This is a genomic window from Mesorhizobium sp. CO1-1-8 (assembly GCF_020164875.1).
In the GTDB taxonomy this organism is placed as follows: Bacteria; Pseudomonadota; Alphaproteobacteria; order Rhizobiales; family Rhizobiaceae; genus Mesorhizobium.
Window position 1 is genome coordinate 132,539 of the sequence record NZ_JAIUGZ010000009.1, and the last position, 18,996, is coordinate 151,534.

Annotated in this window: 16 protein-coding genes; 15 read left to right on the forward strand and 1 reads right to left on the reverse strand. The window is 62.5% G+C overall.

Features of this window, described 5'->3' with window-relative positions:
* Positions 1-99: 99 nt before the first annotated feature.
* The 15 genes from lnt (at position 100) to LB558_RS19210 (ending at position 17,285) form a co-directional block, all read left to right on the forward strand.
* Positions 100-1,692, forward strand: coding sequence for an apolipoprotein N-acyltransferase (gene lnt / locus LB558_RS19140; protein ID WP_224698986.1), 1,593 nt, complete (start codon positions 100-102; stop codon positions 1,690-1,692).
* Between the two features lie 140 nt (positions 1,693-1,832).
* Positions 1,833-2,252, forward strand: coding sequence for a helix-turn-helix domain-containing protein (locus tag LB558_RS19145; protein WP_127256653.1), 420 nt, complete (start codon positions 1,833-1,835; stop codon positions 2,250-2,252).
* A gap of 169 nt (positions 2,253-2,421) precedes the next feature.
* Positions 2,422-3,687, forward strand: a complete 1,266-nt coding sequence (gene metK / locus LB558_RS19150; RefSeq protein WP_127256654.1) for a methionine adenosyltransferase — start codon at positions 2,422-2,424, stop codon at positions 3,685-3,687.
* Between the two features lie 23 nt (positions 3,688-3,710).
* Positions 3,711-4,412: a tRNA (guanine(46)-N(7))-methyltransferase TrmB gene (gene trmB / locus LB558_RS19155; protein WP_224698987.1), complete on the forward strand. Its 702-nt coding sequence runs from the start codon at positions 3,711-3,713 to the stop codon at positions 4,410-4,412.
* A 190-nt stretch (positions 4,413-4,602) separates the two neighbouring features.
* A complete protein-coding gene (locus tag LB558_RS19160; protein WP_224699094.1) occupies positions 4,603-4,902 on the forward strand; it encodes a hypothetical protein in 300 nt (99 codons plus the stop codon).
* A gap of 15 nt (positions 4,903-4,917) precedes the next feature.
* A complete protein-coding gene (rimP, locus tag LB558_RS19165) occupies positions 4,918-5,565 on the forward strand; it encodes a ribosome maturation factor RimP (RefSeq protein WP_224698988.1) in 648 nt (215 codons plus the stop codon).
* 49 nt (positions 5,566-5,614) lie between these two features.
* Positions 5,615-7,210 carry a transcription termination factor NusA gene (nusA, locus tag LB558_RS19170; RefSeq protein ID WP_013527896.1) on the forward strand — a complete coding sequence of 532 codons (1,596 nt, stop codon included), beginning with the start codon at positions 5,615-5,617 and terminating at the stop codon, positions 7,208-7,210.
* Between the two features lie 38 nt (positions 7,211-7,248).
* Positions 7,249-7,899, forward strand: a complete 651-nt coding sequence (locus tag LB558_RS19175; RefSeq protein WP_127416615.1) for an RNA-binding protein — start codon at positions 7,249-7,251, stop codon at positions 7,897-7,899.
* Complete coding sequence (gene infB, locus LB558_RS19180; RefSeq protein ID WP_224698989.1) at positions 7,896-10,472, forward strand: translation initiation factor IF-2; 2,577 nt, start codon at positions 7,896-7,898, stop codon at positions 10,470-10,472. Before LB558_RS19175 ends, infB begins: the two co-directional genes overlap by 4 nt.
* 142 nt (positions 10,473-10,614) lie before the next feature.
* Positions 10,615-11,040 (forward strand): 30S ribosome-binding factor RbfA, encoded by a 426-nt coding sequence (rbfA, locus tag LB558_RS19185; RefSeq protein WP_224698990.1) that lies wholly within the window; start codon positions 10,615-10,617, stop codon positions 11,038-11,040.
* On the forward strand, positions 11,040-12,050 hold the full coding sequence (gene truB / locus LB558_RS19190; RefSeq protein WP_224698991.1) for a tRNA pseudouridine(55) synthase TruB: 1,011 nt from the start codon (positions 11,040-11,042) through the stop codon (positions 12,048-12,050). The genes rbfA and truB overlap by 1 nt, the downstream gene beginning before the upstream one ends.
* A gap of 144 nt (positions 12,051-12,194) precedes the next feature.
* The gene (corA, locus tag LB558_RS19195; RefSeq protein ID WP_224698992.1) at positions 12,195-13,289 is read left to right on the forward strand and encodes a magnesium/cobalt transporter CorA; all 1,095 of its coding nucleotides are present in this window, start codon (positions 12,195-12,197) and stop codon (positions 13,287-13,289) included.
* Between the two features lie 139 nt (positions 13,290-13,428).
* The gene (gene rpsO / locus LB558_RS19200; protein WP_269470859.1) at positions 13,429-13,740 is read left to right on the forward strand and encodes a 30S ribosomal protein S15; all 312 of its coding nucleotides are present in this window, start codon (positions 13,429-13,431) and stop codon (positions 13,738-13,740) included.
* A 278-nt stretch (positions 13,741-14,018) separates the two neighbouring features.
* Positions 14,019-16,166: a polyribonucleotide nucleotidyltransferase gene (gene pnp / locus LB558_RS19205; protein WP_224698993.1), complete on the forward strand. Its 2,148-nt coding sequence runs from the start codon at positions 14,019-14,021 to the stop codon at positions 16,164-16,166.
* Between the two features lie 99 nt (positions 16,167-16,265).
* Positions 16,266-17,285 (forward strand): class I SAM-dependent methyltransferase, encoded by a 1,020-nt coding sequence (locus LB558_RS19210; RefSeq protein WP_224698994.1) that lies wholly within the window; start codon positions 16,266-16,268, stop codon positions 17,283-17,285.
* A gap of 73 nt (positions 17,286-17,358) precedes the next feature.
* Here the strand turns inward: LB558_RS19210 and LB558_RS19215 are convergent, their stop codons facing one another.
* Positions 17,359-18,903: a putative bifunctional diguanylate cyclase/phosphodiesterase gene (locus LB558_RS19215; protein ID WP_224698995.1), complete on the reverse strand. Its 1,545-nt coding sequence runs from the start codon at positions 18,901-18,903 to the stop codon at positions 17,359-17,361.
* Between the last annotated feature and the right edge of the window lie 93 nt (positions 18,904-18,996).

Below are 18,996 nucleotides of genomic sequence, written 5' to 3' on the forward strand. Positions count from 1 at the left end.
GGCCGGAGCAGTGCATCACAGCCAGTCCATCCGCCGTTTGGAGCGCGGACCGTGGCCTGTTAAATCTTGCGTCCTGATTCGCGCGACTCGGAAGTATGCATGGTGCGCCTTGCCGGCCGGATAATTCTGCTTTGGGGTTGGCGGCGCGCGCTCGTGGCGTTTCTCGCAGGCGCCCTGGCGGTGCTTGGGCAGGCGCCTTACGACTTCTTCGCCGCCTGTTTTGTCTCGTTTCCGCTGCTGGTCTGGCTGCTCGACGGCGCCACCGGCGAAGCTTCCGGCAGCTTGTTTCGTCGCCTGCGGCCGGCTTTCGCCGTCGGTTGGTGGTTCGGTTTCGGCTATTTCCTCGCCGGCCTCTGGTGGATCGGTTCGGCGCTGCTGGTCGAGGCCGACAGCTTTGCCTGGGCGCTCCCCTTCGCGGTGGTCGGCATTCCTTTTATGCTCGCCTTTTTCTACGGCTTTGCGGCAATCGTTGCTCGGCTGCTGTGGAGCAACGACATTGGCCGCATCGCCGCCCTTGCCTTCGGCTTCGGCCTGGCAGAATGGCTGCGCGATTTCCTGTTCACCGGTTTTCCCTGGAATGCCGTCGGCTACGCGGCCATGCCCGTGCCGCTGCTGATGCAGAGCGTCTCGGTGACGGGCATGATCGGCATGAACGCGCTCGCGGTGTTCGTCTTCGCACTGCCGGCACTGCTGGCGGCACGTCGGCACCTGCGCCTCGGCGCGGCACTGTTTGTGATGCTCGCCGCCGCCCATGTCGGCTTCGGCTATGTCAGGCTTGCCGCTCCCGAACCGCCAGCTTCACGCAGCCTGGATGTCCGCATCGTCCAGCCAGCCGTGGACCTGTCGGAAAAATGGGATGCCTCGGTGCGCGACCGCATCTTCGCGGTCCTGATGGGGCTCTCGGCCAAGGCGCCGGACCCAGGCCATCAAAAACCGCAACTGATCCTGTGGCCCGAAACCTCGGTGCCTTTCCTCTTCACCGAGCGTCCGGACGCATTGACGGCGCTGGGGGACATGCTCGGACCCGGCCAGATGCTGATTGCCGGCGTCGTTCGCGAGGAAGGCGGTTCGGCCGCGAATGCCGACAGCCGTTACTACAACTCTGTGGTGGCGATCGACGACAAGGGTGAAATCACGGACGCAGTCGACAAGGTTCACCTGGTGCCGTTCGGCGAATACCTGCCTTTCGCCGATCTGCTCCAGCGTTTCGGCATCGAGCAACTGGTTGCCGGGCCGATGAGTTTCGCGGCCGGCAATGAGCGGCACGCCATCACGCTGCCCGATGGCATCCGTGCGCTGCCATTTATCTGTTATGAGGTGATCTTTCCCGATCTTGTGGCAGTTGACGCTGCGTCAGCGCAGCTTATTGTGAACGTTACCAATGATGCGTGGTTCGGCGACACGCCGGGTCCGTATCAGCATTTCAGGCAGGCCCAGATCCGTGCGGTGGAAAATGGATTGCCATTGGTGCGTGCTGCCAACAACGGCATCTCGGCCGTCGTCGATCCGCGCGGGCGTATCGTCGATGCGCTTGCGATCGACGCGCGCGGCGCCATCGATGCCCACATACCGATTTCCGGACAAGCGCTCATATCTCCCGGCCAACGGCGCATTAACGGAATGCTGATCATGTTGCTGTTTGCCGTTGGGGCAGCGTTGTTGAACGTAAGGCAAAGGCTACGGGTGAATTGACAGCCAACACATTAGAAACTCATACTGTAAGTGCCTGAAAATTTCTCGAAGCCGGTGGATCGTTCTGTTGGGGCAGTTGCCTCCGGCTTTGTTTGGGCAGGAAAAAATAGAAAAAGCCGAAAAAATTCGGCGAGGAAAAAATGACAGAAGACAACAAGAAGAAACCGAATCCGATCGATATCCATGTTGGCAGTCGCATACGGCTTCGCCGCAACATGCTGGGAATGAGCCAGGAAAAGCTGGGAGAAAACCTCGGCATCACATTTCAACAGATTCAGAAATATGAAAAAGGCACCAACCGCGTCGGCGCCAGCCGATTGCAGGCGATAGCGTCCATACTCGGCGTGCCTGTCGCCTTCTTTTTCGAGGATGCGCCCGGCCAGGAGCCCGTGGCGGGCCGTGGATTTGCCGAGGACGCGTCGATGGCTTTCGCTGTCGAATTCTGCGGCAGCCCCGAAGGACTCCAGCTCAACCGGGCCTTTGTCAAGATCGCCGATGCCAAGGTGCGCCGCAGGATCATAGACCTGGTCAAGTCCCTCTCCAGCGACGATCCCGACTGATCCTCGATCGCGCCGCCACCGGCGGCGCCCTGCCGCTGGTGGCACAAGATAACTGCATCGACATTCATGCCAGAGCCGAAGCACCGCTTGACGAGCGGCGCTTCGCCCCGCTAACACGTGGCGCGCCAAAATCGGCAGCCTGCCGATCGTTTTTCAAGAGGGGACACCCGTGACGCGGCAGAACTACTTCTTTACCTCGGAATCCGTTGCCGAGGGCCATCCCGACAAAGTCTGTGACCGGATTTCCGACGAGATCGTCGATCTGGTCTATCGCGAAGCCAAGAAGACCGGCATGGACCCTTGGAAAGTCCGTGTCGCCTGCGAGACGCTGGCCACCACCAACCGTGTCGTCATCGCCGGCGAAGTGCGTGTTCCGGACACGCTGCTCAAGAGGGACAAGGCCGGCAATATTCTCAAGGATGCCGCCGGGCATTCGGTCGTCAATCCGGCCAAGTTCAAATCGGTCGCCCGCAAGGCGATCCGTGAAATCGGCTATGAGCAGGCCGGCTTTCACTGGAAGACGGCGAAGATCGAGGTTCTGCTGCACGGCCAGTCGCCTGACATCGGCCAGGGCGTCGACAATGCCTCCGACCGTCAGGGCGAAGAGGGTGCCGGCGACCAGGGTATCATGTTCGGTTACGCCTGCCGCGAGACGCCGGATCTGATGCCGGCGCCGATCTATTACAGCCACAAGATCCTCGAACTGCTGGCTGCCGCCCGTCACGAAGGCAGCGGTGAAGCCGGCAAGCTCGGCCCGGACGCCAAGAGCCAGGTCACCGTTCGCTATGTCGACGGCAAGGCGGCCGAGGCGACGCAAATCGTGCTGTCCACGCAGCATCTCGATGCGAGCTGGGATTCGAAGAAGGTCCGCAAGGTCGTCGAACCCTATATCCGCGAGGCGCTGGGCGAGCTGAAGATCGCCGACAACTGCATGTGGTACATCAATCCGACGGGCAAGTTCGTCATCGGCGGGCCGGACGGCGACGCCGGGCTGACCGGCCGCAAGATCATCGTCGACACCTATGGTGGTGCCGCACCCCATGGCGGCGGCGCTTTCTCCGGCAAGGACACCACCAAGGTGGATCGTTCGGCGGCCTATGCGGCGCGCTACCTGGCCAAGAACGTCGTGGCTGCGAAACTCGCCGACCGCTGCACCATCCAGCTTTCCTATGCCATCGGCGTTGCCCAGCCGCTGTCGGTCTATGTCGACTTGCACGGTACCGGCAAGGTCGACGAGGCAAAGCTCGAGGAGGCGCTGCGCACCGTGATGGATCTGTCGCCGTCCGGCATCCGCCGCCATCTCGATCTCAACAAGCCGATCTATGCCAAGACGTCGTCCTATGGCCATTTCGGCCGCAAGGCCGGCCGCGACGGGTCTTTCTCCTGGGAAAAGACCGATCTCGCCAAGGCGCTCAAGGACGCGGTCGCTGCCTGACAGCGGCGCCGCAAAGTCCCGCCATGGATCCGAAGGACAGACCAAGCCGCGCGACCGAAGCCTTTTTCGGTCGCCGGCGCGGCAAGACCATGCGTCCGCAGCAGGCGGCCGCGCTGGAAAGCGGTTTCGGCACATACCGGCTCGATCTGACGGCTGAACCGCCGGCCGATTTGCGAGCTCTGTTTGAAGCCGACGTTTGTGCGGTTCGCCTCGAGATCGGCTTCGGTGGCGGCGAACATCTCCTGCATCGCGGGACCGAGGCGCCTTCGATCGGTTTCATCGGCGTCGAGCCGTTCGTCAACGGCATGGCCAAGATGATGATGGCGGTGCGCGAGAAACCGCTCGCCAATCTGCGGGTTTATGACGACGACGCCACGCGGCTGCTCGACTGGCTGCCGCAAGCCTCGCTCGACGGCATCGATCTGCTCTATCCCGATCCCTGGCCGAAGAAGAAACACTGGAAGCGGCGCTTCGTCAGCCCGGTCAATCTCGAGCGGTTCGCGCGCGTGCTGAAGCCGGGTTCAAAATTCCGCTTTGCGTCCGATATCGACACCTATGTCAACTGGACCCTGCTGCATTGCCGTGCGCATGGCGCATTCGCGTGGCAGGCTTCGGAGGCAGCGGACTGGCACCGGCCTTACGATGGCTGGCCGGGGACGCGTTACGAGGCGAAGGCCATTCGTGAGGGACGGCGGCCGGCTTATCTCACTTTTGTCAGGACGTAGGCGCTCACGGCGCGGTAACCTCCGGCTATTGCGAGTGTCGTCCATTCGCCAGATTCAGAAACGGCCGATCCTGTTGAAGACAGCCGGGTCCATTCCTAGTTTGCGCAGGTCGTCGGCGCGCGGCTTGCGGCCCGCTTCCACGGCACGCGAGGCAGCGACGGCGCTGCCAAATGTCGTGAAGAGTTCGCCGATGGCGGATAAGATCCTGCGGTTGGTCATGGTCATGCCCTTTCGGTGCTGTGTCGTGCAATCATCTTTGTGCAATGCACCACAGGTGGGGATGCCGCTGCAAAGCTCACAGGGGTTTCGCCGCATGGAGGCCATGCGTCTGGCGCAACACTGGCGCCGCACGGCTTTGTTCGGCCTGCACGGCGGGCTTGAAACACCGGCCATGATCGTTTATATCAACCTCAAATTCTTGGTCGGTATGACGAAGAGTGGGTCCACCCGGTCCCGCTCTTTTTTATTACCTGCCGATAACTTCGGTTAGAGCGACAGGACTTCAATGACTGCAACGGCAAACGAGGGCGACGATCGCATCATCCGCGAAAGCGGCATCGATGCGCGCATCGCGCTGATCGTCCAGCCGGTCCTGCGTGGCATCGGCTTCCGCCTCGTGCGAGTGCATTTGTCGGGTCAGAACGGGCTGACGCTGCAGATCATGGCCGAACGCGAGGATGGCACCATGACCGTCGAGGATTGCGAAGAGGTTAGCCGCGCGGTGTCGCCGGCGCTCGATGTCGACGATCCGATCGAAAAGGCCTATCACCTTGAGGTTTCGTCGCCCGGCATCGACCGGCCGCTGGTCCGCAAATCGGATTTCACGACCTGGACGGGCCATCTGGTGAAGATGGAAACATCGATTGTCGTTGCCGACCGCAAGCGGTTCAAGGGCAAGATCGTCGAGGCCGGCGAAGACGATGTGCTGATCGAGCGCGAAAAGGCCGCCTATGGCGAGGAGCCGACGGTGCGGGTCCCCTATGACGCGATTTCCGAAACGCGCCTGATCCTGACCGACGATCTCATCCGCGATGCCCTGTCGAAGGACAACAGGGCGCGCAAGGAAGCCAAAAGACACCGCGGCGAACCGGACGATGACGTGCCCGAGGGTACGGAAACGGACGCCACGGTAGAACACGAACAGGAACTATGATTGAGCTGCCGGGCGCAAAGGTCCGGCAAACAGGCTCGGGAGAAAAACGATGGTTGTAAGCGCCAACAGACTTGAACTGCTGCAGATCGCCGACGCGGTCGCGCGTGAAAAGTCGATCGACAAGTCGATCGTTATCGCCGCCATGGCCGATGCGATCCAGAAGGCGGCGCGCTCGCGTTACGGTCAGGAGACCAACATCCGCGCCGACATCAACCCGAACACCGGTGAGATGAAGCTGCAGCGGCTGATGGAAGTGGTCGAGAAGGTCGATGACTACGCCACGCAGATCGCCATTTCCTCGGCTCGCGAGCGCAATCCGGACGCCCAGCTCGGCGACTTCATCGCCGAACAGCTGCCGCCCATGGATTTCGGCCGCATCGCCGCCCAGTCGGCCAAGCAGGTCATCGTCCAGAAGGTCCGCGAGGCCGAACGCGACCGCCAGTATGACGAATACAAGGACCGCATCGGCGAGATCGTCAACGGTACCGTCAAGCGCGTCGAATACGGCAACGTTATCGTCGATCTCGGCCGCGGCGAAGCGATCATCCGTCGCGATGAGCTGATCCCGCGCGAGAACTACAAATATGGCGACCGCGTCCGCGCCTATGTCTACGATGTGCGCCGCGAGCAGCGCGGCCCGCAGATTTTCCTGTCGCGTACCCATCCGCAGTTCATGGCCAAGCTGTTCACCATGGAAGTGCCGGAAATCTATGACGGCATCATCGAGATCAAGTCGGTCGCCCGTGACCCAGGTTCGCGCGCCAAGATCGCCGTCATCTCGCGCGACAGCTCGATCGATCCGGTCGGCGCCTGCGTCGGCATGCGCGGCAGCCGCGTCCAGGCCGTCGTCGGCGAATTGCAGGGCGAGAAAATCGACATCATTCCGTGGTCGCCTTCGGCGGCGTCCTTCATCGTCAACGCGCTGCAGCCGGCGGAGGTCGCCAAGGTCGTGCTCGACGAGGATGCGGAACGCATCGAAGTCGTGGTTCCCGACGACCAGCTGTCGCTGGCCATCGGCCGCCGCGGTCAGAACGTGCGTCTCGCTTCGCAGCTGACCGGTTGGGATATCGACATCCTGACCGAGGCCGAAGAATCCGAGCGCCGCCAGAAGGAGTTCGTCGAGCGTTCGTCGCTGTTCATGGAAGCCCTCGACGTCGACGAGATGGTCGGCCAGGTGCTGGCCTCCGAAGGCTTCACCAGCGTTGAGGAAGTCGCGTATGTCGATTCCGGCGAGATCGCCTCGATCGACGGTTTCGACGAGGACACCGCTTCGGAAATCCAGACCCGCGCACGCGAATATCTGGAGAAGATCGAAGCCGAGCACGACGACAAGCGCAAGGCGCTCGGCGTTTCGGACGAATTGCGCGAAATCCCCGGCGTCACCACCGCCATGATGGTGACGCTTGGCGAGGACGGCGTGAAGACGATCGAGGATTTCGCCGGCTATGCCGCCGACGACCTGACCGGCTGGAAGGAACGCAAGGACGGCGAGACAAAAGTCTATCCGGGCGTGCTGGCCAATCATGGCGTGACCCGCGCAGACGCCGAACAGATGGTTCTGGCCGCCCGCCTCAAGGCCGGCTGGATCACCGAAGACGAGCTTGCAGCCGAAGAAGTCTCGGCTGACGAAGCCGTTGGTGCGTGAGGTGAAACCGCATCGCACCGAACCCGCCCTTGGACGAGATGAACGATCGCACCTGCATCGTTACGCGCAAACAAGCCGAACCGGATGATCTGATCCGGTTCGTCGTCGGCCCGGATTCGGCCGTCGTTCCCGACATCAAGAGAAATCTGCCCGGTCGCGGTTGCTGGGTGAGCGCCGACCGCCTACATATCGACAAGGCTGCGGCGAAGAACCTCTTTGCCCGCGCCTTCAAGGCACAGGTGGTCGTGCCGCCCGATCTCGGCGGCATGGTCGACGGGCTGCTTTCCAGGCACGCTCTGGGCATGCTCGGTCTTGCCCGCAAGGCAGGCGCAATTTCGCTTGGCGCTACCAAGGTCGAAAGTGCGGTCCGCGGTGGATTGGCGCTTTTCGTGCTTCACGCGACCGAGGCGTCCGACGACGGCGTGCGCAAGATCAGCCAGGCGCGACGGGCAACAGTCCATCTCGGCGGGCCCGCCATCCTTGCCTACAAACTTTTCTCCGAGGCCGAGTTGAGCTTGGCATTGGGGGGTACAAATGTGATACATGCTGCCGTTCTCGCGGGAGACGCGGGCAGGGCGGTCCAGAAGCGCATGGTTGCGCTCGACCGGTATCGGGGCGGTTCCCCGGACGATCTGGCAATGCTTGCGGCTGTTGCTGACGAAGATGATGCCGCAGAGGATATGGAATGAGCGATACGAAATCGGGTGACGACAATACGCTGAGTGTGACGCCGAAGAAGACCTTGACGCTGAAGCGCCCCGGTATGGAACAGGGCACCGTGCGCCAGAACTTCTCGCACGGCCGCACCAAGCAGGTCGTCGTCGAAACCAAGAAGCGCAAGTTCTCGATGCCCGGCGACAAGCCGGAGCCCGTTGCCGCCCCCGTCTTCACGCCGAAGCCGGCGGTCGTGGCCGCGCCCGTCGTCGTACCGGAAGCACCGAAGGCGCCGCCACCCCCGCCGCCTTCGGCCCCGGTCGAGCGCAGCGGCATGGTGCTGAACGAACTTTCGCGCAGTGAAATGGAAGCACGCCGCAGGGCGCTCGAGGGCTCGAAGGTGCGCGAGGTCGAGGACCGCCAGCGCGCCGCCGAGGATGCCAAGCGTCGCGCCGAGGACGAAGAGCGCCGCAAGCGCGAACGTGATGAATCCGCGCGCCGTCAGGCCGAGGAAGAGGCGCGGTTGCAGACCGAAGCCGAATCCCGCCGTCGGGCCGAGGAGGAGGCCCGTCGCCGCGCGCCATTGGCTGCCGAACTGGCAACAGCCGATGACGAGGAAGTGGCCAAGCCGAAGCGGGCGGGTGCCGGTGTGCCGGTGCGCCGTCCGGTCACGCCCGAAGTGGCGCGTCCGGCCAAGCCGACCAAGAGCGAGGAAGACCGCCGCCGTGGCAAGCTGACGCTGAATTCGGCATTGTCCGACGAAGATGCGCGAGCCCGTTCACTGTCGTCGATGCGTCGCCGCCAGGAAAAATTCAAGCGCGCGATGCACAATGAGCCGCGCGAGAAAGTCATGCGCGAAGTGATCCTGCCCGAGACCATTACCATCCAGGAACTGGCGCAACGCATGTCCGAGCGCGCGGTCGACCTGGTCAAGTTCTTCATGAAGCAGGGCCAGATACTGAAGCCGGGCGACGTCATCGACGCCGACACGGCCGAACTGGTTGCTACCGAATTCGGCCACACGGTCCGCCGCGTCGCCGAGTCCGACATCGAGGAAGGCCTGTTCAATATCGCCGACAATGCCGAGGACCTGGTTTCGCGTCCGCCGGTCGTGACGATCATGGGTCACGTCGATCATGGCAAGACCTCGCTGCTCGACGCGATCCGCAACGCCAATGTCGTCTCCGGCGAAGCCGGCGGCATCACCCAGCATATCGGCGCCTACCAGGTCGAGAAGAATGGTCACAAGATCACCTTCATCGACACGCCCGGCCACGCCGCCTTCACGGCGATGCGTGCTCGTGGCGCCCAGGCGACCGACATCGCCATCCTGGTGGTTGCGGCCGATGACAGCGTCATGCCGCAGACGATCGAATCGATCAGCCATGCCAAGGCGGCTGGCGTTCCGATCATCGTGGCGATCAACAAGATCGACAAGCATGATGCCGATCCGCAGAAAGTGCGCTCCGAACTGCTGCGCCACGAGGTTTTCGTCGAATCCATGGGCGGTGAAGTTCTGGACGTCGAAGTGTCGGCGACCAAGGGCACCAATCTCGACAAGCTGCTTGAGGCGATCCTGCTGCAGGCCGAAATTCTCGACCTGAAGGCCAATCCGGATCGTACCGCCGAAGGCGTCGTCATCGAAGCCCAACTCGACAAGGGCCGTGGCCCCGTCGCCACCGTGCTGGTGCAGACCGGCACGCTCATGCCGGGCGACATCCTCGTTGCCGGCAACGAATGGGGCCGGGTGCGTGCGCTGGTCAACGATCGTGGCGTGCAGATCAAGGAAGCGCCACCGGCGATGCCGGTGGAAGTGCTTGGCTTGCAGGGCACCCCGCAGGCCGGCGACCGCTTCGCCGTGGTCAACAACGAGGCCCGTGCCCGCGAGATCACCGAGTACCGCCAGCGTCTGGCGCGCGAGAAGGCAGTTGCCAAGCATGCCGGCCAGCGCGGTTCGCTCGAGCAGATGATGTCGCAATTGCAGACAAGCGGGCTGAAGGAATTTCCGCTGGTCATCAAGGGCGACGTGCAGGGCTCGATCGAGGCGATCAACGCTGCACTCGACAAGCTCGGCACCGACGAAGTGCGTGCGCGCATCGTCCATGCCGGCGCCGGCGCCATCACCGAAAGCGACGTGTCGCTGGCCGAGACTTCGGGTGCCGCGATCATCGGCTTCAACGTCCGCGCCAACGTCCAGGCGCGTGCGGCTGCTGCCGCCGCGGGCATCGAGATCCGCTACTACTCGATCATCTACAACCTTGTGGATGACGTGAAGGCGGCTCTGTCGGGCCTGCTGTCGCCGGAGCGTCGCGAGACCTTCATCGGCAACGCGCAGATCCTCGAAATCTTCGACATCACCAAGGTCGGCAAGATCGCCGGCTGCCGTGTCACCGAAGGCAAGGTCGAGCGTGGTGCGGGCGTGCGCCTGATCCGCGACAACGTCGTCATCCACGAAGGCACGCTGAAGACGCTGAAGCGCTTCAAGGACGAAGTCTCGGAAGTCCCCGGCGGCCAGGAGTGCGGCATGGCCTTCCAGAACTACGAGGATATGCGCGTCGGCGACGTCATCGAGTGCTTCCGCGTCGAGATGGTGACCCGGACGCTCTGAGTTCGAGTGACTTGTCCATACCGGGCGGTGGCCGAAAGGCCGCCGCCCCCAAGTCTGTTGAGTGAGGGTCTATTGAGAACGACCCATATGAGACATGCGGCACGGTCCCATCCCGCGCCTCACGCTTTCAGGATAGAGAAAAATGCCCCGTCCAACCACATCCAGCCCATCCCAGCGCATGCTGCGCGTCGCCGAACAGGTGCGCCATGCGCTATCCGAAACCCTGCAGCGCGGCGAGATCATTGATCCGCTGATCGAGAACACCGTGGTGTCGGTCTCGGAAGTGCGCATGTCGCCCGATTTGAAGGTGGCTACCGCTTTCGTCTCGCCGCTCGGCGCCAAGGACACCGATGCGGTGGTCGAGGCGTTGAACAAGCATGCAAAATTCGTCCGTGGCCGTGTCTCCGGCGCGCTGCGGCAGATGAAGTTCATGCCGGAGTTCCGCTTCAAGCTCGACACCTCCTTCGACAATTTCGCCAGGATCAACGACCTCTTGAAATCGCCGGAAGTGGCGCGCGATCTGGGCGCCGAGGATCAGGACACAGACGACAAAAAGGACACCGAATAGTGGGGCGTCGCGGCAAGAAGAAGGGCCGGCCGATCTCGGGCTGGCTGATCCTGGACAAGCCGGTCGGCATGGGCTCGACCGAAGCCGTCTCCAAGATCAAATGGCTGTTCCAGGCGGAAAAGGCCGGCCATGCCGGCACGCTCGACCCGCTGGCGTCCGGCATGCTGCCGATCGCGCTTGGTGAGGCCACCAAGACCGTGCCCTACGTGCAGGACGGCGCCAAGATCTATCGCTTCACCGTTGCCTGGGGACAGGAACGCTCCACCGATGACCTCGAAGGTCCGGTGACGAAGGAGTCCGACCTGCGTCCATCGGAAACCGAGGTTGGGGCGCTGCTGCCGAAATACACCGGCGTCATCATGCAGACGCCGCCGCAATTCTCGGCCATCAAGATCGCCGGCGAGCGCGCCTATGATCTGGCCCGCGACGGCGCGACAGTCGACATACCCGCGCGCGAGATCGAGATCGGCCGTCTGGACGTTGTCGAGCACAGGGCCGACCATACTGTTTTCGAGGTCGAATGCGGCAAGGGCACCTATGTACGCTCGCTGGCCCGCGACATGGGCCGCGACATGGGCTGTTTCGGCCATATCAGCGAATTGCGCCGGGTCGAGGTCGACCCGTTCACGGCGGAGGATTTCGTCACCATCGCCGAGCTGGAAGCCGCCCGTTTCGGCGTGCGTGATGACAGCACGGATACGACGGACGTCACCGATACGGCCGAAGCCGCCGACACGGCAGAGGCTGCCGACAAGGTGGAAGTGCCAATCGACTTCGACGCCATCGATGCGCTCCTGGTCGATACGTCGGCGGCTCTCGACTGCCTGCCGCAGATCGCCATCAGCGATGACGCGGCAACCAAGATCCGCCTTGGCAACCCGGTCATCATCCGCGGCCGCGACGCGCCGGTGGAAGCCGAGGAAGCCTGCGCCACGGCGCGTGGCAAGCTGGTCGCCATCGGCGCCATCGAGCAAGGCATGTTCAAGCCCAAGCGGGTCTTTGCCGGCTGATTCCTGTCGTCTTGAGCAATTCCAGGAAAGTGTGAAACGGTTTTCCGTCCGGAATTGCGTCAAAACAAAGAATTAGAGCGGTTCGCCGTTTCCGTGAAATGGCGAACCGCTCTAATGTCGGACCAGGACTCGCGCGAGGGGCATATGGCAAAGGCTGAGGCGATCAAGAAGCGGGCGCCGGTGAAAACAAGGCGGCCGCCGGTCGGTGCGTCGCCCGGCACGCTGATCGCCGACCCCTCGGCGCGGCGCAGCGAACTCAGACTGACCCTGATCTCGCCGCAGAAATTCAAGACCATCGAAAATGCCAGCATCGACGACCTCAACACCCATTGCGACAAATGGCCGATTATCTGGCTCGATTGCACCGGCCTCGCCAACATCCCCCTGATCGAGGAGATCGGCCGCATATTCAGCCTGCATCCGCTGGCGCTGGAGGACGTCGTCAACACCGGCCAACGGCCCAAGGTCGACTTCTTCGAGGATCATGCCTTTGTCGTCGTCAGGATGATCGACGATGTCACCTCGCACCGCTATGAGCAGATCGCCGTCTTCTTCGGCAGCAATTTCGTGGTCACCTTCCAGGAGCGGGAAGGCGATCCGTTCGATCCGGTGCGCAAGCGCATCGAAAGTTCGGCGCCCAACCGGCTGCGCGCCCGCGGCGCCGACTACCTTGCCTATGCGCTGATCGATGCCATCGTCGACAGTTATTTTCCGCCGATCGAGGCCGCCGGCGACACCGTCGACAGCATTGAGGACGAGATGCTGCATTCGCCGCACAAGCATCAGATGCGGCAGCTGCATGAATTGCGGCGCGACGCCAACGTGCTGAAAGGCGTGCTGTGGCCGATGCGCGATGCGCTGGCGACGCTGATCCGCAACGATGTGCCCTATGTGAAGGCCGAGACCAAGATCTTCCTCAACGACACGCTCGACCATGCGCTCAGGCTGATCGAGCTGGTCGAGACCCAGCGCGACATGCTGACCGGCCTGATCGAGATGCACCTGTCGCTGAGCCAGGCGCGCACCAACGACGTCATCAGCTATCTCACCATCGTCTCGGTGATCTTCATGCCGCTCACCTTCCTGGTCGGCATCTGGGGCATGAATTTCGATCCGGAGTCTTCGCCCTGGAACATGCCGGAACTGAAGGCCTATTATGGCTATCCCTTGTCGCTGCTGTTCATGGCGCTCGTCGCATTCGGGCTGATCGCCTTCTTCAAATGGAAGAAATGGCTTTGACAAGGATAAACCTGCCATTTTGGCCTGAAAAGCCGGCTTGTGAATTGGGCTGGCGTTTTCCGGGGAATTGCACTATATGCGCCGCAGCATAGCGCTGTGACGCTTTGCTCGCACCGGCCCCTGCTGGACGACATCCCGGCTGAGGGCGACCCGTTTCCTCAAACAGATAAGGAAAAACACGATGTCGATTACTGCCGAGCGCAAACAGGAATTGATGGGTGAATTCGCAACCGCCAAGGGCGATACCGGGTCTCCGGAAGTCCAGGTGGCCATCCTTTCCGAGCGCATCAAGAACCTGACCGATCACTTCAAGGACCACAAGAAGGATAACCATTCCCGCCGTGGTCTGCTTGCTCTCGTCTCCCAGCGCCGCAGCCTGCTTGATTATCTCAAGCGCAAGGACGACGCGCGCTACCAGACGCTGATCGAGAAGCTCGGTCTGCGTCGTTGACGAATTGACCGGCGGGCTTTCCCAGGAGAGCCCGCCGGTCGCGCATTCTGCCAGTCGTATCGACTGGCCAGACCCGGTTTCGATCGTGCAGAGGGCACTTGAAACCGCCCATGGACGGTCATGGGGCAGGATTGCAGGACGCTCGCGCGCGCACCGCGCCGAAATCACCCGAGCTTCCCGTTGTCTTGCCCGTGGCTGCCCGAGAAAGGAAGCCAGGGAAAGGGCATCTCCGCGCACCGTGAAACGGCGCGGCCCTTTCCTCATATTAAGGACAAGAGATGTTCAATCACCACAAAGTGGAAATCGAATGGGGCGGTCGTCCGCTCATCCTCGAAACCGGCAAGATCGCGCGCCAGGCTGATGGCGCGGTGCTCGCCACCTACGGCGAGACCAAGGTCCTCGCCACCGTCGTTTCGATGAAGGAGCCGAAGCCCGGCCTCGATTTCTTTCCGCTGACCGTCAACTACCAGGAAAAGACCTACGCCGCCGGCAAGATCCCAGGTGGTTATTTCAAGCGTGAAGGCCGTCCGAGCGAGAAGGAAACGCTGGTTTCCCGCCTCATCGACCGCCCGATCCGCCCGCTCTTCGCCGCAGGCTACAAGAACGACACCCAGATCGTCGTCACCGTCGTCCAGCATGATCTCGAGAACGATCCCGACATCCTGTCGATCGTCGCTACCTCGGCTGCCCTGACGCTGTCGGGCGTGCCCTTCATGGGTCCGATCGGCGGCGCCCGCGTCGGCTACATCAACGGCGAATACGTGCTCAACCCGCATGTCGACGAGATGCAGGAATCCAAGCTCGACCTGATCGTCGCCGGCACCAGCGACGCCGTGCTGATGGTCGAGTCCGAAGCCAAGGAATTGGGCGAAGAGCTGATGCTCGGCGCCGTCATGTTCGGCCACAAGGGCTTCCAGCCGGTCATCGACGCCATCATCAAGCTGGCCGAAGTTGCCGCCAAGGAGCCGCGCGACTTCACCGCGCCGGACTATTCCGCGCTTGAAGCCGAGATGCTGAAGATCGTCGGCGACGAACTCAGCAATGCCTACAAGAACGTCGACAAGCAGAAGCGTTACGCCGCCGTCGACGCCGTCAAGGCGAAGGTCAAGGCAGCGTTTGCCCCGGCCGAAGGCGAAGATGCCAAGTACACTTCCGAGCAGATCGGTTCGGTATTCAAGGAACTCCAGGCCAAGGTCGTGCGCTGGAACATCCTCGACACCGGCTCGCGCATCGATGGCCGTGACCTCAAGACGGTCCGCAAGATCGTCTCCGAAGTCGGCGTCCTGCCGCGCACCCACGGTTCGGCGCTATTCACCCGCGGCGAGACCCAGGCGCTGGTCGTTGCCACGCTCGGCACCGGCGAGGACGAGCAGTATGTCGACTCGCTGACCGGCATGTACAAGGAGAAGTTCCTCCTTCACTACAACTTCCCTCCCTACTCCGTCGGTGAAACGGGCCGCATGGGTTCGCCGGGCCGCCGCGAAATCGGCCATGGCAAGCTCGCCTGGCGCGCCATTCGCCCGATGCTGCCGAGTGCCGACCAGTTCCCCTACACGCTGCGCGTCGTCTCGGAGATCACCGAGTCCAACGGTTCGTCGTCGATGGCGACCGTCTGCGGCACCTCGCTGGCGCTGATGGATGCCGGCGTGCCGCTGGCCAAGCCCGTCGCCGGTATCGCCATGGGCCTGATCAAGGAAGGCGAGCGGTTCGCCGTTCTGTCCGACATCCTCGGTGACGAAGATCACCTCGGCGATATGGACTTCAAGGTCGCCGGCACCGCCAGCGGCATCACCTCGCTGCAGATGGATATCAAGATCGAAGGCATCACCGAGGAGATCATGAAGATCGCGCTGGACCAGGCCAAGGATGGCCGCCAGCACATCCTCGGCGAGATGGCGCATGCTCTGACCGGCGCGCGTTCGGAACTGGGTGAGTTCGCGCCGCGCATCGAAGTGATGCACATCCCGACCGACAAGATCCGTGACGTGATCGGCTCGGGCGGCAAGGTGATTCGCGAGATCGTCGAAAAGACCGGCGCCAAGATCAACATCGAGGACGACGGCACGGTCAAGATCGCTTCGTCCAACGCCAAGGAGATCGAGGCGGCGAAGAAGTGGATCCACACCATCGTCGCGGAGCCGGAAGTCGGCGAGATCTACGAAGGTACGGTCGTCAAGACCGCGGACTTCGGCGCTTTCGTCAACTTCTTCGGTCCGCGTGACGGCCTCGTCCACATCTCGCAGCTTGCCAACGACCGGGTCGCCAAGACCTCGGACGTGGTCAAGGAAGGCGACAAGGTCTGGGTCAAGCTGATGGGCTTCGACGAGCGCGGCAAGGTCCGCCTGTCGATGAAGGTCGTCGACCAGGCCACCGGCAAGGAACTCGCCCGCGACAAGAAGACCGAAGGCGAAGAAAACGCCGCCTGATTGGTCTGAGACCATGAATCGAAACGGGCGCGGCTTATGTCGCGCCCGTTTTCATTTCGGCCTGGGTTTCAAAGCGCTTAGACACGTCGAGATCGAACAATGTCCGCCGAGCCGTTGAAGACGCTTTTCCATCCCTTCGAGGCGGAGGCTATTCCTCTGCCGGGAAAGGGCACGCGCGCCCTGTTTCTCGGCGCTGAGCCGGGTTTTCGCCTGCCTGAAGGCTTTGAGGCGACGCTTCACCTCGTGCAGGGCTTCCGACCGCATTTTAGCACGCTGCAGGCGTCTGGCTTCGTCGTCACCGCGCAAGTGGAAGGCGATGGCTTCGATATGGCACTTGTGCTCGCCGGCCGGCATCGCGGCCTGAACGAAGTGCGCCTCGCGCAGGCGCTTGAGCGCGTGGCGCCGGGCGGCCTGGTCGTCATTGCCGGCGGCAAGGACGATGGCATTGCCAGCCTGCGCAAGCGCGTCGACGAGCTTGTGCCGCTTGAAGGCCATTTGCCCAAACATCACGGCATTGCCTTCTGGTTGCGACGTCCCGCCGATCTGGCCGCCGCGGAAGAATTGCGCGCTGCCAATCCCGCTCTGCTGGTTGAAAGCCGGTTCCACACCGCGCCCGGCATGTTCTCCTTCGACCGGATCGATACCGGTTCGAGACTGCTGATCGAGAACCTGCCCGATGATTTGCGTGGCAACATTGCCGATTTCTGCGCTGGCTGGGGCTATGTGGCTGCCGAGATCGCCGCCCGCTCCCCCGGCGTCCAGGCACTCGACCTCTATGAGGCCGATTTCGCCGCGCTCGAAGCCGCGAAGCTCAATCTGCCAGGGGTCACCCAGTCGATCGCCAGAAATTTCTTCTGGATCGATCTGCTGAAGGAATCAGTCGAGAAGCGCTACGACGCGATTGCCATGAACCCGCCCTTTCACCGCAGCCGGGCGGCCGAGCCGGAGATCGGCGCCGGCATGATCCGCGCGGCGGCCAAGGCCTTGAAGCCGGGTGGGCGGCTGTTCATGGTCGCCAACCGTCAGCTTCCCTATGAGCCGATCCTGGCGGCCGCCTTTTCGAGCCATGCCGAACTCGCTCGCGACGGCATGTTCAAGGTGCTTTCCGCTCGTCGTTGAAGCATGATCCCGAAAGTGGATACCGGTTTTCGGAAAAGATCATGCTCGGACGAAAACAGACATCGCGTCGCACTCAATGCAGATTGGCGACGCGTCGGACCTCGTCGATGACATGCGCGTCGCCGCCCCTGATCTTGAGGGGGGCCGGCCTGCCGTACAGGTAGCCTTGCACCACTTCGCAGCCGGCCGCCCTGAGCAGCGTCGCCTGGCTTTCGGTCTCGACACCTTCGGCAATGATGCTGACGCCGAGCGCGCGCGAAAGCCCGACGATGGTCGAGACGACCGCGCCGGAGCTGGAATCGGTGTCGAGGCGGCTGACGAAGGACCGGTCGATCTTCAGCTTGCCGAACGAGAAATCGATCAGATAGCTCAGATTGGAATAGCCGGTACCGAAATCGTCGACGGCGACCGAGATGCCCATATCCGCAAGCTCCTTCAGGATGGCGGCGGCGCGGTCGCGGTCCTGCATCATCGCCGTCTCGGTCACTTCCAGTTCCAGCCGCGACGGCTTGATTCCGGTGCTCGTCATGGTGTCGCGCACGATCCCGACGAAGTCCTTGGTCATGAACTGCACGGGCGAGATGTTGACTGCGACGAAGCAGTCGTCGGGGAGATGCCGGGCGTCGCTGCAGGCTTTGCGCAGCACCCATTCGCCGATCGGGCCGATCATGCCGGTTTCCTCGGCGATCGGAATGAACTCCATCGGCGGGATCATGCCGCGTTCCGGATGCCGCCAGCGGATAAGCGCTTCATACCCGACGATGCGGCCGCTCGGGAGATCGAGCTGCGGCTGGTAATGAAGGTCGAAGTCACCGCGCTCGAAGGCTGTATTCAGTTCGGATTCGATCCATTGGCGATGGTCGGCGACCCTGCCCATTTCGGCATGGAAGACCGACCAGTTGCCGACGCCGCTGGCGCGCGCGTTCTGCAGCGCCAGATTGGAGCGGCGCAGGATAAGGACGGGATCGACGCCGTCCTTGGGCATCGCCACGATGCCGACTGACAGGCTGACCGATTGCAGGTGCGTACCGAGCTCATAGGGCTCCATCATCTCGTCGATGAGCCTCTCTATGGTGCTTTCCAAGGACCCAGAAACCTGGTTGTCAGGGAGCAGAATCGCGAATTCACCGGCACCGATGCGTCCGATCAGCGCGCGCGGCGGCACGCACGTCTTCAAGCGCTTGGTGAAGGCGCGGATCAGCTCGTCGCCCTGGCTGTAGCCGATGGCGTCGTTGATCTGTTTGAACCGGTCGATGTCGATATCGATGAGGAACATCGGCTCGCCAGTCCGGCTGGTCGCGCATGCCGCCTCGGCAATCTTGCCGACCATCGCCGGTCGTGCCACCAGACCGGTCAGCTTGTCGAAATGGGTTTCCGTGAAGACGAAATCCGCCGATTCATCGACGCCGGCGAAGAAGGACATCGCGGCGACCGACGCCGCCAGTGCGCAAAGAGCGGCCATCACCGAGACCATCATGTCAGCGGAGATGCCGGCAAAACCATCGCCGAGGCCGAGCTTCAGGCCCCAGAGCCCGAGGACGAAACTGCCGAGACCCGAACTCGCTATGGTGAGCAGTCGGAACACCGGTGTTCGCTTCGGGTTGCTGACGGCGAGCATTGAAAGTTCCCCTGAGTACGGGGCTTTCTAGCGGATATCTCCTTAAAATGAGTTTCCGCGAATGAATCCAATTTTACTGGACCGAAAGTATTT

What these genes read in the sequence shown, in the direction of transcription:
- lnt (WP_224698986.1), top strand. Translation starts at nt 100, where the DNA reads ATGGTGCGCCTTGCCGGCCGGATAATTCTGCTTTGGGGTTGGCGGCGC.
- LB558_RS19145 (WP_127256653.1), top strand. Translation starts at nt 1,833, where the DNA reads ATGACAGAAGACAACAAGAAGAAACCGAATCCGATCGATATCCATGTT.
- trmB (WP_224698987.1), top strand. Translation starts at nt 3,711, where the DNA reads ATGGATCCGAAGGACAGACCAAGCCGCGCGACCGAAGCCTTTTTCGGT.
- LB558_RS19160 (WP_224699094.1), top strand. Translation starts at nt 4,603, where the DNA reads ATGGCGGATAAGATCCTGCGGTTGGTCATGGTCATGCCCTTTCGGTGC.
- rimP (WP_224698988.1), top strand. Translation starts at nt 4,918, where the DNA reads ATGACTGCAACGGCAAACGAGGGCGACGATCGCATCATCCGCGAAAGC.
- nusA (WP_013527896.1), top strand. Translation starts at nt 5,615, where the DNA reads ATGGTTGTAAGCGCCAACAGACTTGAACTGCTGCAGATCGCCGACGCG.
- LB558_RS19175 (WP_127416615.1), top strand. Translation starts at nt 7,249, where the DNA reads ATGAACGATCGCACCTGCATCGTTACGCGCAAACAAGCCGAACCGGAT.
- infB (WP_224698989.1), top strand. Translation starts at nt 7,896, where the DNA reads ATGAGCGATACGAAATCGGGTGACGACAATACGCTGAGTGTGACGCCG.
- rbfA (WP_224698990.1), top strand. Translation starts at nt 10,615, where the DNA reads ATGCCCCGTCCAACCACATCCAGCCCATCCCAGCGCATGCTGCGCGTC.
- corA (WP_224698992.1), top strand. Translation starts at nt 12,195, where the DNA reads ATGGCAAAGGCTGAGGCGATCAAGAAGCGGGCGCCGGTGAAAACAAGG.
- pnp (WP_224698993.1), top strand. Translation starts at nt 14,019, where the DNA reads ATGTTCAATCACCACAAAGTGGAAATCGAATGGGGCGGTCGTCCGCTC.
- LB558_RS19210 (WP_224698994.1), top strand. Translation starts at nt 16,266, where the DNA reads ATGTCCGCCGAGCCGTTGAAGACGCTTTTCCATCCCTTCGAGGCGGAG.
- LB558_RS19215 (WP_224698995.1), bottom strand. Translation starts at nt 18,903, where the DNA reads ATGCTCGCCGTCAGCAACCCGAAGCGAACACCGGTGTTCCGACTGCTC.